This window comes from Azospirillum sp. TSH64, from assembly GCF_003116035.1.
Lineage (GTDB): Bacteria > Pseudomonadota > Alphaproteobacteria > Azospirillales > Azospirillaceae > Azospirillum.
On record NZ_LGQW01000015.1, the window covers coordinates 281,940 to 295,912 of the forward strand.

At 69.5% G+C, this 13,973-nt stretch carries 16 protein-coding genes; all 16 read left to right on the top strand.

The window, feature by feature from the left end:
* The first annotated feature begins 54 nt into the window (after positions 1-54).
* The 16 genes from TSH64_RS02760 to TSH64_RS02840 all read left to right on the top strand — a co-directional run bounded on the left by TSH64_RS02760 (position 55) and on the right by TSH64_RS02840 (position 13,967).
* Complete coding sequence (locus TSH64_RS02760; protein ID WP_146207982.1) at positions 55-1,926, top strand: transglycosylase SLT domain-containing protein; 1,872 nt, start codon at positions 55-57, stop codon at positions 1,924-1,926.
* Complete coding sequence (locus TSH64_RS02765; protein WP_109095465.1) at positions 1,926-3,314, top strand: DNA circularization N-terminal domain-containing protein; 1,389 nt, start codon at positions 1,926-1,928, stop codon at positions 3,312-3,314. Before TSH64_RS02760 ends, TSH64_RS02765 begins: the two co-directional genes overlap by 1 nt.
* 6 nt (positions 3,315-3,320) lie before the next feature.
* Positions 3,321-4,370 carry a phage baseplate assembly protein gene (locus tag TSH64_RS02770; protein WP_109095466.1) on the top strand — a complete coding sequence of 350 codons (1,050 nt, stop codon included), beginning with the start codon at positions 3,321-3,323 and terminating at the stop codon, positions 4,368-4,370.
* Positions 4,367-4,924 (top strand): phage baseplate assembly protein V, encoded by a 558-nt coding sequence (locus TSH64_RS02775; RefSeq protein WP_109095467.1) that lies wholly within the window; start codon positions 4,367-4,369, stop codon positions 4,922-4,924. The genes TSH64_RS02770 and TSH64_RS02775 overlap by 4 nt, the downstream gene beginning before the upstream one ends.
* 2 nt (positions 4,925-4,926) lie before the next feature.
* Positions 4,927-5,358: a phage GP46 family protein gene (locus TSH64_RS02780; protein ID WP_109095468.1), complete on the top strand. Its 432-nt coding sequence runs from the start codon at positions 4,927-4,929 to the stop codon at positions 5,356-5,358.
* Positions 5,359-6,459 carry a baseplate J/gp47 family protein gene (locus TSH64_RS02785; RefSeq protein WP_109095469.1) on the top strand — a complete coding sequence of 367 codons (1,101 nt, stop codon included), beginning with the start codon at positions 5,359-5,361 and terminating at the stop codon, positions 6,457-6,459. It abuts the gene before it with no gap.
* A 4-nt stretch (positions 6,460-6,463) separates the two neighbouring features.
* Positions 6,464-7,102, top strand: a complete 639-nt coding sequence (locus TSH64_RS02790) for a putative phage tail protein (protein WP_199237414.1) — start codon at positions 6,464-6,466, stop codon at positions 7,100-7,102.
* Between the two features lie 20 nt (positions 7,103-7,122).
* A complete protein-coding gene (locus TSH64_RS02795; protein WP_109095471.1) occupies positions 7,123-8,904 on the top strand; it encodes a hypothetical protein in 1,782 nt (593 codons plus the stop codon).
* Positions 8,905-8,934: 30 nt separating this feature from the next.
* Positions 8,935-9,612: a phage tail protein gene (locus tag TSH64_RS02800; protein WP_247872709.1), complete on the top strand. Its 678-nt coding sequence runs from the start codon at positions 8,935-8,937 to the stop codon at positions 9,610-9,612.
* 8 nt (positions 9,613-9,620) lie between these two features.
* Complete coding sequence (locus TSH64_RS35770; RefSeq protein ID WP_199237416.1) at positions 9,621-10,019, top strand: tail fiber assembly protein; 399 nt, start codon at positions 9,621-9,623, stop codon at positions 10,017-10,019.
* A gap of 69 nt (positions 10,020-10,088) precedes the next feature.
* Complete coding sequence (locus TSH64_RS02810; protein ID WP_109095472.1) at positions 10,089-10,664, top strand: hypothetical protein; 576 nt, start codon at positions 10,089-10,091, stop codon at positions 10,662-10,664.
* A 64-nt stretch (positions 10,665-10,728) separates the two neighbouring features.
* Positions 10,729-11,493 (top strand): lysozyme, encoded by a 765-nt coding sequence (locus tag TSH64_RS02815; RefSeq protein ID WP_109095473.1) that lies wholly within the window; start codon positions 10,729-10,731, stop codon positions 11,491-11,493.
* On the top strand, positions 11,490-11,738 hold the full coding sequence (locus TSH64_RS02820; RefSeq protein ID WP_109095474.1) for a hypothetical protein: 249 nt from the start codon (positions 11,490-11,492) through the stop codon (positions 11,736-11,738). Before TSH64_RS02815 ends, TSH64_RS02820 begins: the two co-directional genes overlap by 4 nt.
* A gap of 679 nt (positions 11,739-12,417) precedes the next feature.
* The gene (locus tag TSH64_RS02830; protein WP_098740197.1) at positions 12,418-12,648 is read left to right on the top strand and encodes a hypothetical protein; all 231 of its coding nucleotides are present in this window, start codon (positions 12,418-12,420) and stop codon (positions 12,646-12,648) included.
* 273 nt (positions 12,649-12,921) lie between these two features.
* A complete protein-coding gene (locus TSH64_RS02835) occupies positions 12,922-13,341 on the top strand; it encodes an organic hydroperoxide resistance protein (protein ID WP_109095476.1) in 420 nt (139 codons plus the stop codon).
* A gap of 167 nt (positions 13,342-13,508) precedes the next feature.
* Positions 13,509-13,967: a MarR family transcriptional regulator gene (locus tag TSH64_RS02840; RefSeq protein ID WP_098740193.1), complete on the top strand. Its 459-nt coding sequence runs from the start codon at positions 13,509-13,511 to the stop codon at positions 13,965-13,967.
* Positions 13,968-13,973 lie beyond the last annotated feature (6 nt).

Below are 13,973 nucleotides of genomic sequence, written 5' to 3' on the forward strand. Positions count from 1 at the left end.
CCGAGTTGTCCTGGTGGGTTGACCAGGCCAATCGCATGATCGAGCGGGACTGACATGGCCAACACCTTCCAGATCGTCCTGACGGCCCGCGACCGCGCCTCCAGCGTGGTCAACGGCGTCAACTCCGCTTTGTCGCGGGTGCCGCCGTCGTTGAGCCGAATCGGCTCCGCCATGGAGCGGGTTGGCGATACCTCGGTGCTGGACCGGCTGCAGAAAGGGGCGGTCGGTCTGGCCCGGCCGGTGGTGGACGCCGCCCGCAGCGTCGGCGTGCTCAACAACTCGCTGGGGCTGGTGTTCGGCGCCGGCTCCATCGCCGGCGCCGGCGCGCTGGTGGCGCACTGGGGCGCCGTCGGCGTGGCCACCGGCAACGCCGCCCGCGGCATCGGTATCGCCGCCGGCCGGCTGCGCACCCTGCGCGGTGCTGCCGAGCTGGCCGGTGTCGGCGCCGACGAGATGACCGGCAGCCTGGGCGCCCTGGCGACCACGTTGCAGGACGCCGCCTTCGGTCGCAACAACGAGGCGGCGGCGATGCTCAACAGCCTGGGCATCGCCACGCGCCGCACCGCCTCCGGTGCGGTCGACGCCGAGGCGGCGCTGGGCGATCTGGCGGACGCCATCGCCAAGCAGACCAATCCGCAGACCCAGGCCAGGATCGCCGGCATGTTCGGGGTGCAGGCCCTGCTGCCGATGCTCCGCAAAGGGCGGGCCGGCTGGAGCGCCTACATCAAGGAGGTCGAGCGGCTGGCGAACGTCAGTGAGGACACGCAGAAGCGGTCCGAAGATCTGGGCATCTCGCTCAACAAGCTGGAAGCGGCGGCATCCGGCGTCGGAACCACCTTGGAATCGAAGCTCAACAGTCGGTTCGGCGCGCTGATCGACAGCACAACGGAATGGATTTCGCAAAACAAGGAGCTTGCGGCGGATATCGCTTTGACCGGGGCGGCAGTGGTTGGCCTTGCCGCAGCCGGGAAGGGCGTCGCCATCCTGACGGCCGGGTTCTCCAGCCTTGCCGCCGCCATGGGGGGTGTTCTGACTGGCGCGACGGCTTTGGCCGCTCATCCGGTCATCGCCGCATTGGTCGGAGCGGTAACCGTTCTCACGCCATCCACGGCGAACGAGGGCGAGGACGAAATCCTGAAGAGGATGAAGGCGAACGGTACGCTCAACCCATGGGGCGCCCAGCCGCCAGCGTCCCAGCAGCAGTCACCCGCTGGACGAGCGGATTTTGATTCCTGGCTGTCCGGCCTGGGTAAGCACTGGGCCGGTGGGAGTGACGGGAGCGGCGTCGGATCTGCTCCGACCGCCGTCCCGCCCTCCTCAAACGGGGCAGTCTCGTCCGCAGGCGTCAGCTACCGCGTCCGGCGCTGGGATCCGCAGGTGAACGCGCTGTCGGCTAAATACGGCATCGACCCCAATTTCGTGCGGCGCATCATGCAGCAGGAATCGGGCGGCAGGCAGTTCGGCAAGGATGGCCTGCCGCTGACCAGTTCGGCCGGCGCCATCGGGCCGATGCAGGTCATGCCCGGCACCTTTGCCGACATGGCCCGGCGCTACGGCATCAAGGGCGGCATCACCGATCCGGACGCCAACATCGAGGCGGGCGTCGCCTACCTGTCGGAACAGCTGAAGCGGTTCGGCAACGAAACCACGGCGGCCGCCGCCTACAACGCCGGTCCCGAGCGGGTGAAGGACAACATCGCCGACGGCAGGCCCCTGCCGTCGGAGACCAAGAAATACATCGCCTCCATCGCGGCGATGGAACGCCTGCAGTCGCAGGCGCCGGCCGGCGGCGAGCAAAAGGTGAACGTCACTGTCACCCTGGGCGGCAACGTGCCGGAGGGCACCGCCGCCACCGCGCAGACACCCTCCGGCAACTTCGTGCCCACCCGCATCGAATATGCAATGCCCAGCTTTGCGAGGCCCTGATGTCCGCCACCAGCGCCTATAGGAACCTCGCCGCCGGCGTCTCGAAGGTGGCTTCGGCGGCCGAGCGGCTGGGCACCGACCTGGCCGGCTTCGGGTCGGCGCCCGGCCCCTGGTACAGCCAGCTGCAGCGCGCCTCCTTCCGGGGCGTGCCCTTCGGCGTGCTGTCCTCCGACAGCCAGTTCGGCCGCCGGGTCGCCGTCCATGAATACCCCTATCGGGACAGCGTGTGGGTGGAGGATCTGGGGCGGGCGCCGCGGCGCATCAGCCTGATCGGCTTCCTGGTGGAGGATTCCGCCGTCTATGGCGGCGGCTCCGTCCTCACCCAGCGCGACCAGCTGCAGCGTGCCTGCGAAGGTGAGGGGGAGGGGGAACTGGTCCACCCGACTCTCGGCCGGAAATCGGTGGCCCTGCTGCGTTTCCGCATCGCCGAACGGCGGGACCTCGGCCGGGTGTGCGAGATCGCCTTCCAGTTCGTGGAGGCCGGCCGGCTGCTCTACCCGGGCAGCGTGGCCGATCGCGCCGCGGAGATTTCCGGCATCGCCGACGCGCTGGGGCTGGCTGCCGTGGCCGACTTCGTTTCGACGGTGGGGACGCTGCTGCGCGAGGGCGGGGCGGTGCTGCGCCAGATCGTCGGCACCGTTTCCTATTACGTGCGGACGGTCGAGCGCTACATCAACGACGCGACCAACCTCTACAACGCCATCCGCGATCTGCCGGGCGAGTTCGGCCGCTTCTTCCGCGCCAGCGGCACCCGGAGCGGCACCACCCTGCCGGCGCTGAAGAAAACCACCGCAACGGCGCGCGGCGGTGTCTCGCGGTCGGCGGCCACCGTCACCAGGGCAGCGGCGGTCACCGGCGGCGACACGGCCGGGAACACCGCCACCGCCATCGCCGCCCATGTCTCGGCCGCCGCCGCGGCCGCCGCGACCCCGGCCGACCGCATCCGCCTGCTGCTCCCCCTGGCAACCGACAGCAGCGTCACCGCCGGCGCCGGCGTCCCCGTGGCGGCGCTCTACCGCCGCGCCGCGATTGCCGAGCTGGCGCGTGCCGCCGCCGGCTGGGAACCCGCCTCCTACAACGAGGCGGTGGAGGTGCGCGACCGCCTGCGCGACGTCATCGACGCGGAGATCGTCCGCGCCGGCGATGGCGGAGAGGACGCCACCTATCTGGCCTTGCGCCAGCTGCGCGCCGCGCTGGTCGCCGATCTGACGGAACGCGCCGCCGACCTGGCCCGGCTGGTGTCGGTCATCACCGCCACCCCGCAGCCGGCCCTGGTGCTGGCGCAGCGGCTCTACCAGGACCCGGCCCGTGCGGACGAGCTAGTGCGGGAGGCGGACCCGATCCACCCCGCTTTCATGCCCACCGCCTTCCGGGCGCTCGCGGAGTAACCGTCCATGGACGATCTGACGCTGATCACCGGCACGCGCAAGCTGTCGGGCTGGCAAGGCATGCGCGTCACCCGCGGCATCGAGCGCATGCCCAGCGACTTCGACATCGAGTTCACCGAGCGCTTCCCGGGCGAGGCGGAGGCCGTCGTGGTCAAGCCCGGCGATGCCTGCCAGGTGCGGATCGGCGACGATCTGGTGGTGACCGGCTATGTCGACCGCTTCATGCCGTCCATCGACGGGCAGCGCCACACCCTGCGCGTCACCGGCCGCAGCAAGTGCCAGGACCTGGTCGACTGTTCGGCCGAGTGGGACAGCAACCAGATCAGCTCCGCCTCGGTGCTGTCGATATCGCAGAAGCTGGCGGCGCCCTACGGCATCACCGTCAGCGCGCTGGACGATGTCGGGCCGCCTATCCCGCAGATCAACCTCCTGTGGGGCGAGACGCCGTACAGCGTCATCGAACGCATCACCCGGGCCAATGCCCTGCTGGCTTATGACGCCCCCGACGGCAACCTGATCCTGGCCCGGGTTGGCACCGGGAAGCACGGATCCGGCTTCGCGCAAGGGAAGAACGTCGAGCGCGCCACCGCCATGTTCGGCATGGACCTCCGGTTTTCGGAGTACGTGGTCCGGATGCTCAACATGAACCCGGTCGGCGAGACCGGCACTGCCGGTGACGTCCTGGTCACGGTGAACGACAAGGAGGTGCCGCGCCATCGCCGGCGCACCATCATCGCCGAAACCGGCGTGGTGGCGGCCGGGCTGGCGCAGCGGCGCGGCCTGTGGGAAGCGGCACGCCGGGCCGGCCGGTCCTATTGCGTCCAGCTGACCGCCGACAGCTGGCGCGACGGCGAGGGGATGCTGTGGACGCCGAACCGGCTGGTCCGCATCCAGCTGCCCAGCCTGAAGATCCCGGACGTGCAGTGGATCGTTGCCGAGGTGACCTACCGTCGCGACCGCACCGGCACGGCGGCCGACCTGGTGCTGATGCCGCCCGACGCCTTCGCCGTCGCTCCGGTGGTGCTGATGCCGACCCTCAACGACATGGTGCGATGATGGACATGATGGGTATGGCGGAACGGCTCTACACGCGGCTGCTGATGACCATCGGCCGGGGCCGGGTCACCACCGTCAACGACGCCGGCAACGTGCAGATGCTCCAGGTCCGCCTCGGCCAGGACGAGGTGCGCGACACCACCCCGCGTCTGGCCGAATACGGGCTGACCTCGGTGCCGCCGGTCGGCACCGACGTCGTGGTGATCTTTGTCGGCGGCGACCGCTCCGCCGGCGTCGCGGTGGCCACTGGCAACCAGGCCGCCCGGCCGAAGGGGCTGAAGGGCGGCGAGGTGGCGCTCCACGACGACCAGGGGCAGATCATCCATATCACCCGCGCCGGCATCACGATCCGCGGCGCCGGCAAGCCCGTCACCATCACCGGCACGCCGAAGGTCCGGATCGAGGCCGATCTTCTGGTCACCGGCGACATCATCGACCACTGCGACACCCAGACCCGCACGATGAAGGGCATGCGCGACGTCTACAACGGCCACACCCACAGCGGTGTGCAGACGGGAAGCGGCTCGACCAACGTCCCGAACCAGCTGGAATAGCCATGGCGGACATCACCATCACCTGGTCGCCGGCCGATGGCCGCGGCGATTGGACCTTTGCGCCCGGCGGCGACCTCGACACCGGCGACGACTTGGCCACCGCCATCCTGCTGTCGCTCTTCACCGACCGGCCGGCGCTGAAAGACGACGTCATCCCCGACGGCACCGCCGACCGGCGTGGCTGGTGGGGCGACCGGGAGCTGGGCTCGCGCCTCTGGCTGCTGGAGCGGGCCAAGCAGACCACCGAGACGCTGCACCGCGCCCGCGACTACATCGCGGAGGCCCTGCAATGGCTGGTGGATGACGGCGTCGTGGCCCGCTTCGACATCGAGGCCGCCTGGCTGCGCCGCTCGACGCTGGGCGCCCGCATCACCGCCTTCCGGAGCGACGGCCGCACCGTCGCCCTTTCCTATTCCTGGGCATGGGGGGCTTGAATGCCGTTTTCCCGACCGACGCTGTCCGAACTGCGGGCGCAGACTGCGCAGGATGTCGCCGCCTCCACCGGTGCCGAAACCGGCCTGCTGCGCCGGGCGGTGCTGCGCGTGCTGTCCGACATCCAGGCGGCCATGGCGCATCTGCACTATGGCTATCTCGACTGGATCGCCCGGCAGGCGGTGCCCTTCACCTGCACCGACGAGTTTTTGGAGGGGTGGGCGGCGCTGAAAGGCGTCTTCCGCAAGCCGGCGACCGCGGCCACCGGCATCGTCACCCTGACCGGAACCCCAGGAACGGTGGTGCCGGCCGGAACGCCGGTGATCCGCGCCGATGGCACCGCCTACACCGTGTCGACAGCCGCGGCCGTCGGCGGCGGCGGCACGGTGGCAGTGCCGATCCTGGCCGACGAGGCCGGCGCCACGGGCAATGCCGATGCCGGCGCCGTGATGGTGCTGGGCCGGGCGGTCGCCGGCGTGCAGTCCACCGGCGCGGCCGCTGCCGCCGTCATCGGCGGCGCGGACCTGGAGGCCGACGACGATCTCCGCGCCCGCATGCTGGCGGCCTACCGGATCACCGCCCAGGGCGGCGATGCCGACGATTTCGTCGGCTGGGCACTCGCCGTCCCCGGCGTCACCCGGGCCTGGGTCTCGCGATCCGGGGCCGGGCCCGGAACGGTGGTGGTGTATGTCATGCTGGACGATGCACAGGCCGCCCATGGCGGTTTCCCCCAGGGCACGGACGGGGTGGCGGCGGCGGACATCCGGGCGGTGCGGGCCACGGGCGACCAGCTGACGGTGGCCAACGCGCTGTGGAGCCTCCAGCCGGTCACCGCCCTGGTCTATGTCGTGGCGCCGGTCAACACGCCGGTGCCGATCACCATCAGCGGCATCCCGGCGGCATCGAGGGCGGCGGTGTCGGCCGCGCTGGTCGACCAGTTCGCCATCGACGCAGCGCCGGGCGGCACGATCCCGCTCAACCGGCTGTGGGAAGCGGTGGAGGCGGTCTCCGGCGTCGATGCCTTCCGGATCGTCAGCCCGACCGCCGATCTGGTGGCGCAGCCGGGCCGGCTCTTCACCGTCGGAACCATCACCTGGAGCTGATGCCATGCCGGCGCCGATCTTTACCGCCTCCGCCTTCCGGCAGGCGATGCAGGCCCTGCTGCCCACCGGCCGGATCTGGCCACGCGAGGAGGGCACCGCCCAGGCCGCGGTCCTCGATGGGCTGGCCCCGGTCTACGAGCGGTCGGCGGAGGACGCCGGGGCGCTCCTGGTCAACGCCTTCCCCACCACCGCCCTGGGTCTGCTGCCGGAGTGGGAAGCCACCCTCGGCCTGGAAGCCGAAGCGACGATGCAGCAGCGCCATGGCGCCGTCCTCGCCCAGCTGATCGGCATCGGCGGCCAATCGGTGCCGGTCATCACCGCCTATGCCGCGGCGATGGGCATTTCGATCGGGATCACGCAGTTCGCCCCGGCGCGGGCCGGCTTCACGCGGGCCGGCGACCCGGCACAGGGCGAGGCCTGGGCGTTCCACTGGCAGGTCAACAGCGCCGGGCAGCGCACGACCTATGCCCGCGCCGGCCGGACCGCCGTCGGAGAAGCGCTGGTCGAGTGGGGCGATGTCAGCCTGGAGATCTTCCTGCGCCGGATCGCGGCGGCCCACACCACCGTGACCTTCAATTACGCGACCCTCTGGGATGCGGGGGCCACGACCTGGGATGGCGGAACGACCGCCTGGGATACCTGAACCACTCTGGAGTTGATCACATGGTGAGTGCCATCGACCCGACGAAGCCGCCCGCGGGAGCCGCTTCGACTGCCGACGTGCGAAACAATTTCGCCGCGGCAAAATCCGAAATCGAAGCGCTCCAGACGGGAAAGCAGGCTGCGTCCGCCCGTCTGGCTGCCCTGGCCGCGATCCTGCTGGTGGCGGACAAGCTGCTCTATGCGACCGGTTCCGACAGCTTCGCAACGGCCGACCTAACGGCCTTCGCCCGCACGCTGCTGGACGATCCGGATGCCGCGACGGCCCGGACGACCCTGGGCGCCGCACCGCTGGCGTCGCCGGTCTTCACCGGCACGCCGGCAGCGCCGACGGCGGCGGCAGGCACCAGCTCGACGCAGATCGCCACCACCGCTTTCGTCCGGGCTGCCATCAACGCCGACGCTGGCATCAGCCCCAACACCATTGTCCAGCGCGATCCGACCGGCGGAATCCTGGCCAAGGGGCTTATCGTTCTCAACACCGACGCCTCCGGGGGGAGCGCAATCGCAATCGGCAACGACGTCAGCAGCCTTGAAAACTTCATTATCACCAACGGATCGGCCAAAACCGACCTGGCAGGCGCGCGGTCGCTCAATGTCGTGCTGGGTGGCAAGCTCGGCATTTACGCCGCCGGGGGCGCGAGGGCGATCCTGATTGTCGACAATGCCACGGGCATCGCTGACTTCAAATTCCCACCGGCTGTGAATGGCACGCCCCTGTTGAAGGCCGGCGACGTCTACACCAAGGCCGAGACCGATGCCAAGGTGGCGGTGGGATCGGCCACCATCGCTGCTGGCGACAGCTCCCTGCGGGTGACGGACACCGGCGCCGACGCCGGTGTCGTCGTCGGCAGGATCGACGGCGTCGACGTGATGAAGGTCGGAACGCCGGCGTCGGTGCAGCCGACCAAGAACGCGTCGGGCGCGGATGCGCCACAGCCCTACGTCGCCACCGTCTATGCAAGCAAGGGCCACCTTCGCCTGCATGGTGTCCACGGTGACGACAATGCCGTCAATCCGGGGCAGGGAGGGAATGTCCATCTCTATGGCGGGCATTCGACTGTCGATTCCAACAAGAACGCTGGTGGCGTCTATCTGGTTGGCGGCAAGGCCGATGGCAGCGGCACCGGCGGCGTTGCCGGTGTGAAAGCGGGGGATTCGACCGGCGCCGCCGGGGGACCGGCGTACCTGGAGGGGGGCCAGGGTGCGACCACAGGCGGGGCTGCACAGGTCAAGGGCGGCCCTGGAGCAGTCGGCGGGTCTGTCTCGTTGCTCGGTGGCGAGCCGAGCAACGGCACTGCCGGCAGCGTCACCATCGGCACGCCCGACAGTGTCGGTACCAACAAGCAGGGTGCGGACCTTATCGTCACGGTTGGCCGTGGGACCGGGACGGCGCGGCACGGCCAGCTGCAGGCGACCATCGCCGGCGACGTGGCGTTTACGGTCGGTGGCACCTTCAAGCTGAACGGATCGCGTGTCGCCACCATCGCCGACATTCCGACCGGCATCGCCGATGCCTACACCAAGGCGCAGACCGACGCCAAGCTGGCAGGCAAGATCGACAAGGCCTTCCTGTTTTCAGATGGCGGTACGGGGATCACGCTCGACCCCGTCAGCCTGACCATCCTGGATGACGCCGGATCCGGTTTCTCAGCTCCGGTGATGCCGGCATGGACCGGCGACGGCGGCACTGGGATTGGCGGCGGCATCGTCGGGGCGTTGTGGGGCCTCGGGGAGGCTCTCGACCAGCTGAAAGCCCGCGTCGCCGCGCTCGAAGCGCACTGACCCACCCATTTCTGAACCCTGGAGATCCCCATGGACCGTATCCGCGGGACCACGGTGGCGGCTGCATTGCCGGCCGCCGCCACCACCGGCGCGACCGGCTTTTTCACCGGCGGCGATCCGGCCTCCGGCGTCGCCGCCACGATCATCACCGCCGACTGGCTCAACACGATCCAGGAGGAGCTGGTCGCCATCGTAACGGCCGCCGGCCTGTCGCTGACGCCGAACAACCGGGCGCAGGTGCTGCAGGCGATCAACGCCATGATCGCGGCAGCGTCGGCGACGCCGGCCTTGGCGGCGGGGGCGATTGCCTTTTACGCCACCAGCAACGCCCCCACCGGCTGGCTGAAGGCCAATGGCGCCACCGTCAGCCGCTCCACCTATGCCGCCCTGTTCAGCGTGATCGGCACGACCTGGGGGGCCGGCGACGGCTCCACGACCTTCCGACTGCCCGATCTGCGGGGCGAATTCATCCGCGGCTGGGACGACGGCCGCGGCGTCGACGGCGGCCGCAGCTTCGGCAGCTGGCAGGACGACCAGTTCCGCAGCCACAGCCACTCCTTCAAGTCGGGCGTCGACAGCGCCGCCGGGAACAACGACGAGAGCAACAGTTCGGACATCGGCGGCTGGGAGGACGGCTGGATCGGCTCGACCGGCGGTCCCGAGACCCGGCCGCGCAACGTGGCCCTGCTGGCCTGCATCAAATACTGAGGGGCATCATGGAAAAGATCGTCTACCAGCTGGACGCCGGCGGGCTGCTGCTGGGCACCACCGTCGCTGACGAGTCCCCGCTCGAGCCGGGCGTCTTCCTTATCCCGGCCGGCTGTGTCGAGATCGCGCCGCCGGCGGTGGCCGAGGGCCTGCGGCCGCGCTGGACCGGCGAGGCCTGGGCGGTGGAGGTCATTCCGGCCGTCGAGCCGGTCCTGCCGACCGACGAGGATCTGATCGCCGCCGCGCGCCGTCGGCGCGACATCCTGCTGAAGCGTTGCGACTTCACCCAGCTCCCCGACGCTCCCGGCGACACCGCCGCCTGGGCCGTCTACCGCCAGGCCCTGCGCGACATCACGGCTCAGCCGGGCTTCCCCGCGGCGATCGACTGGCCGGTACCGCCGGCCTGACCGGCGCGACAACACTCCAATCCAGTGACCCGGCCGCTTTGAGCGGCCTTTTTCATGCCCGGAGGTCCAATGTCTCCCTTCCTTTCGGCGGTCCTGTCCGCACTGGTCCTGGCCATCGCCCATCGCGAACGCGGCCAGAGCCACAGTTGGCTCGGCACAACCGGTGCCCGCATTCTTTTCTGGGCGTTGCCCGTCGTCGGCACCGTTTACCTGCTGCTGGCCGGTCTGGCGCTCGATGCCCACGCCGCCATGATCGCCACAGCCTGCGGTGCGGCCGCCTTCATCGGCATGGCTGGAATTCCCCATGGCGCCGGGCAGAACCTGCGGGTGCCGTGGTCCTTCAGCCCGCAATCGACCACGGTTTGGCCGGAAGACGACACCCTGTTCGGGATCACGCGCCCCGAGCGCCTGGGCTATCTGCTGACCGCCGGCATCGTGCGGCTCTGGCTGATTTCGCTGCCGCTGATGGCCACCCACCCGGCGGCGCTGTGGCTGCCGATCGGCGGCGTGGCGATGCCGGCCGGCTACCTGATCGGCACCGGGATGCCGCTGCTGGGCTGGAGGCTGACCCGCGCCACCGAGTGGGGAGAGCTGCTGACAGGCGCAGGCTTCGGCGTGGCAATCGCCGCCGTCCTTCTCGTCTGACCACCCCCGACACACCGCCGCCCGGCAGCCCGCCCGGCGGCCTTTTTCATGGAAGGACCATCCCATGCGTGCGCTCCCCCAAGCCGCCGTCGAGCTGGCCAAGCAGGCCGAGGGCCTGCGCCTCACCGCCTATCCGGATCCCGCCAGCGGCGGCGACCCCTGGACGATCGGCTATGGCCACACCGGGCCCGACGTCCACACTGGCCTGACCATCGCCGCGGATCGGGCCGAGCAGCTGCTGCAGGCCGATCTGGCGGCCGCCGCGGCGGTGGTCGACCGCGCCGTCACCGTCGACCTGACTGACAACCAGCGCGCCGCCCTGACCCTGTTCGTCTTGAACGTCGGCGCCGGCCGGAAGGCGAAGGGCAAGGATGCCGGCAAGGACGGGTTCGTCATGCTGAAGAACGGCCAGCCCAGCACCATGCTGCGGAAGCTGAACCTTGGTGACGCCGGCGGTGCCGCGGCCGAGTTCAGCAAATGGACGCGCGGCAGCGGCAAGGTGATGCCCGGTCTGGTCAAGCGCCGGGCGGCCGAGGCGGCGCTCTTCCTGGCCGACGACCTCCATCCGGCCAGCCGTGGGGCCGAGCCGGCGCCGGCGCCGGCGCCGGTGACGCGCTCGGTTGCCGGGGTCAGCGGGCTGGGCGCGCTGGGCCTGACCGGCGTGGCGGCGGCATTGGACCAGGCGCGCGATGTCTCCACCGCCGCGCGCGGTCTGCTCGAAAGCCTGCCCGCCGGCGGGCTGGGCTGGGCGGTGGCGGGGCTGCTGGCGGCGGCGGTGGTGATCCTGCTGCTGCGCCAGCGGGCGGACCAGCGCCGGGCGGCGGCATGATCGTCGCCCTGCTGCATGGGCTCTGGGGCCGGATCGGCCCCACCCTGCTGGCCATCGGCGCCGTGCTGGCGGCGATCGCCACCTTCGGCGCCTCGCAGCGCCGCGCCGGGCGCCAGGAGGCGAAGGCGGAATCCACCCAGGAGGCGCTGCGCGCCGGAAAGGTTCGACATGATGTTGAAGATGGTGTGCGCCGCGATGGTCCTGGCGCTGCTGACCGGCTGCGCAACCGCTGGAGCCGGGACTGAGGGCGCCTGTGCCGCCTTCCGTCCGATCTACATCAGCCGGGGCGACCAGCTGAGCGACGGCACGGCGGAGCAGCTGCTGGCGCACAACGAGACCGGTGCGCGCCTGTGTGGGTGGGGTGCGGCTGAATGAATCAAGGGGTGGCCACCTTGATGGTGGCTGCGACGATGACCAGAGCGCCGACGATGGTTTGCCATATCGGCGCCGTTCCCCATAACCTGTAATCCAGAGCTGCGGCCATCCGCCGCCAGCTGTTTGGGAGATCGTTTGGGAACGTTGGCAGAAATCGCTGATATTCGGCGGATTTACGCCCCCCTTCTCTTGTTCAATTTCAATACTTTAGCGGTTCCTCTCAAGTCTGGGGGTCTGGGGGTCGCAGGTTCGAATCCTGTCGCTCCGACCAGTTCCGGAAGGACCGGAGAAGCCTTGGAACCCAACGGTTCCAAGGCTTTTTCTTTGCCTGCACTCCAGGAAGCCGGCGCGTCTTCTGTCGGCATCGCATGGATGTCTTGGATGGAAAGGCAGGCACATGGGGCCGGCCGGCAAAGAGCTTCATTGAAGAGATCGGCCAGCCATTCCGAACCGGACAGGGATCGGCGCAATGGGAGTGTCCGGAAGCGAAGCGGGACCGAGCGCACGCTTTGGCGCGTTCATGCTCCACAGTGTCGCAACGAGGCCATCATGCTCCAACTCAATCCGCCGCTTCCCATGGACACCCCGAAGGGCCCCGCCCTCGCGCATTTCCTCATCGACTATGGTGCCGAGCACGATTTGTGCTGGGTCTGCTTCCAGGATGAGACCGGCGAATGCTGGACGTGGCGGAACCGGGACGTGCGGGCGCCCAAGAACATCACCATGGGACGCAGGACCGACGAGCGGCGCGGCAAGGTGGACCTCCGGGTGGCGGAATGAACAGCCTTTCACATCGCTGAGGGGGCTGTGGTCGGAAAAGCCGGGCGGAGCCAGCGCTGCCCGCGCCTCCGCCGCTTGCCCTCTCATGCCGTGCCATGCGCCAGACGCATTGCGCACAATCTGATAACGCACAATCAAATACATTGCGCGCAATTCGATTGTGCGTCATTGTTCCTCTCACAAGATCACGGGGTGCCGGTTCGGACCGCCGCCCGGGAAATCAAAAGCCAAACCAAAATCCACCGCACAACGATCAGTGAAGGAGCACGCGCCATGAAGACCCTGTATTCGACCAAGGTGACCGCCACCGGTGGCCGTGACGGCAAGGCCGTCAGCGAGGATGGCCTGCTGTCGGTCGCGCTGGCCGCGCCGAAGGAACTGGGCGGCCAGGGTGGCGCCACCAACCCCGAGCAACTGTTCGCCGCCGGCTATTCCGCCTGCTTCATCGGCGCCATCAAGTTCGTCGGCAACCGCGACAAGATCGCCGTCCCGGCCGATCTGACGGTGAACGCCACGGTCGGCATCGGTGCCCGCGACGATGGCGAGGGGTTCGGCCTGACGGTCGATTTCGTGGTCTCGCTGCCGGGCATGGACAAGGCCGCCGCCGAGGATCTGCTGGCCCGCGCCCACAAGGTCTGCCCCTACAGCCACGCCACCAAGGGCAACATCCCGGTCACCACGACCATTGCCTGAGGACCGGGCCTGAGGGTTGGGCCTGAGGGTTGGGCCCGAGACCATCGCCTGAAGCGAAAAGTCTTCGGCATTGCGCCGCCGGGCTGTTGCGCGCGATTGTGCAGGCCGCATGATCGACCGACGCGCAGCACCCCGGCGGCGCGCCGTCTTTTCAAGGTTCAGACATCATGGCAGCCGACAGGGACGATCCGCTTCTGCTTTCCAATCAGGCGTGCTTCGCGCTCTATTCCGCCAATCTGGCGATGAGCCGCGTCTATCGCCCGCTGCTGGAGCAGCTTGGCCTGACCTATCCGCAGTATCTGATCATGCTGCTGCTGTGGGAGGAGGACGGCCAGTCGATGAAGCTGCTCGGCGAGCGGCTTGGGCTGGACAGCGGCACGCTGACCCCTCTGCTGAAGCGGATGGAAGGGCAGGGCCTGCTGACCCGCAGCCGCGATCCGCAGGACGAGCGGCTGGTCCGCATCGGCCTGACCGCCGAAGGGGCGGCCTTGCGGACGCAGGCCGAATGCCTGCCGACCCGAATCGCCGCCGCCGCCGGCTGCTCCGCCGCGGAGCTGATGTCGCTCCGCGATGCGCTGCTGCGGCTGCGCGACGATTTGAACCGGGCGGCCGATCAGGACAGATAGGATTGG

Excerpts from the sequence above, each read along its gene's own strand:
- TSH64_RS02760 (WP_146207982.1), top strand. The coding sequence starts at position 55 with ATGGCCAACACCTTCCAGATCGTCCTGACGGCCCGCGACCGCGCCTCC.
- TSH64_RS02765 (WP_109095465.1), top strand. The coding sequence starts at position 1,926 with ATGTCCGCCACCAGCGCCTATAGGAACCTCGCCGCCGGCGTCTCGAAG.
- TSH64_RS02770 (WP_109095466.1), top strand. The coding sequence starts at position 3,321 with ATGGACGATCTGACGCTGATCACCGGCACGCGCAAGCTGTCGGGCTGG.
- TSH64_RS02775 (WP_109095467.1), top strand. The coding sequence starts at position 4,367 with ATGATGGACATGATGGGTATGGCGGAACGGCTCTACACGCGGCTGCTG.
- TSH64_RS02780 (WP_109095468.1), top strand. The coding sequence starts at position 4,927 with ATGGCGGACATCACCATCACCTGGTCGCCGGCCGATGGCCGCGGCGAT.
- TSH64_RS02785 (WP_109095469.1), top strand. The coding sequence starts at position 5,359 with ATGCCGTTTTCCCGACCGACGCTGTCCGAACTGCGGGCGCAGACTGCG.
- TSH64_RS02790 (WP_199237414.1), top strand. The coding sequence starts at position 6,464 with ATGCCGGCGCCGATCTTTACCGCCTCCGCCTTCCGGCAGGCGATGCAG.
- TSH64_RS02795 (WP_109095471.1), top strand. The coding sequence starts at position 7,123 with ATGGTGAGTGCCATCGACCCGACGAAGCCGCCCGCGGGAGCCGCTTCG.
- TSH64_RS02800 (WP_247872709.1), top strand. The coding sequence starts at position 8,935 with ATGGACCGTATCCGCGGGACCACGGTGGCGGCTGCATTGCCGGCCGCC.
- TSH64_RS35770 (WP_199237416.1), top strand. The coding sequence starts at position 9,621 with ATGGAAAAGATCGTCTACCAGCTGGACGCCGGCGGGCTGCTGCTGGGC.
- TSH64_RS02810 (WP_109095472.1), top strand. The coding sequence starts at position 10,089 with ATGTCTCCCTTCCTTTCGGCGGTCCTGTCCGCACTGGTCCTGGCCATC.
- TSH64_RS02815 (WP_109095473.1), top strand. The coding sequence starts at position 10,729 with ATGCGTGCGCTCCCCCAAGCCGCCGTCGAGCTGGCCAAGCAGGCCGAG.
- TSH64_RS02820 (WP_109095474.1), top strand. The coding sequence starts at position 11,490 with ATGATCGTCGCCCTGCTGCATGGGCTCTGGGGCCGGATCGGCCCCACC.
- TSH64_RS02830 (WP_098740197.1), top strand. The coding sequence starts at position 12,418 with ATGCTCCAACTCAATCCGCCGCTTCCCATGGACACCCCGAAGGGCCCC.
- TSH64_RS02835 (WP_109095476.1), top strand. The coding sequence starts at position 12,922 with ATGAAGACCCTGTATTCGACCAAGGTGACCGCCACCGGTGGCCGTGAC.
- TSH64_RS02840 (WP_098740193.1), top strand. The coding sequence starts at position 13,509 with ATGGCAGCCGACAGGGACGATCCGCTTCTGCTTTCCAATCAGGCGTGC.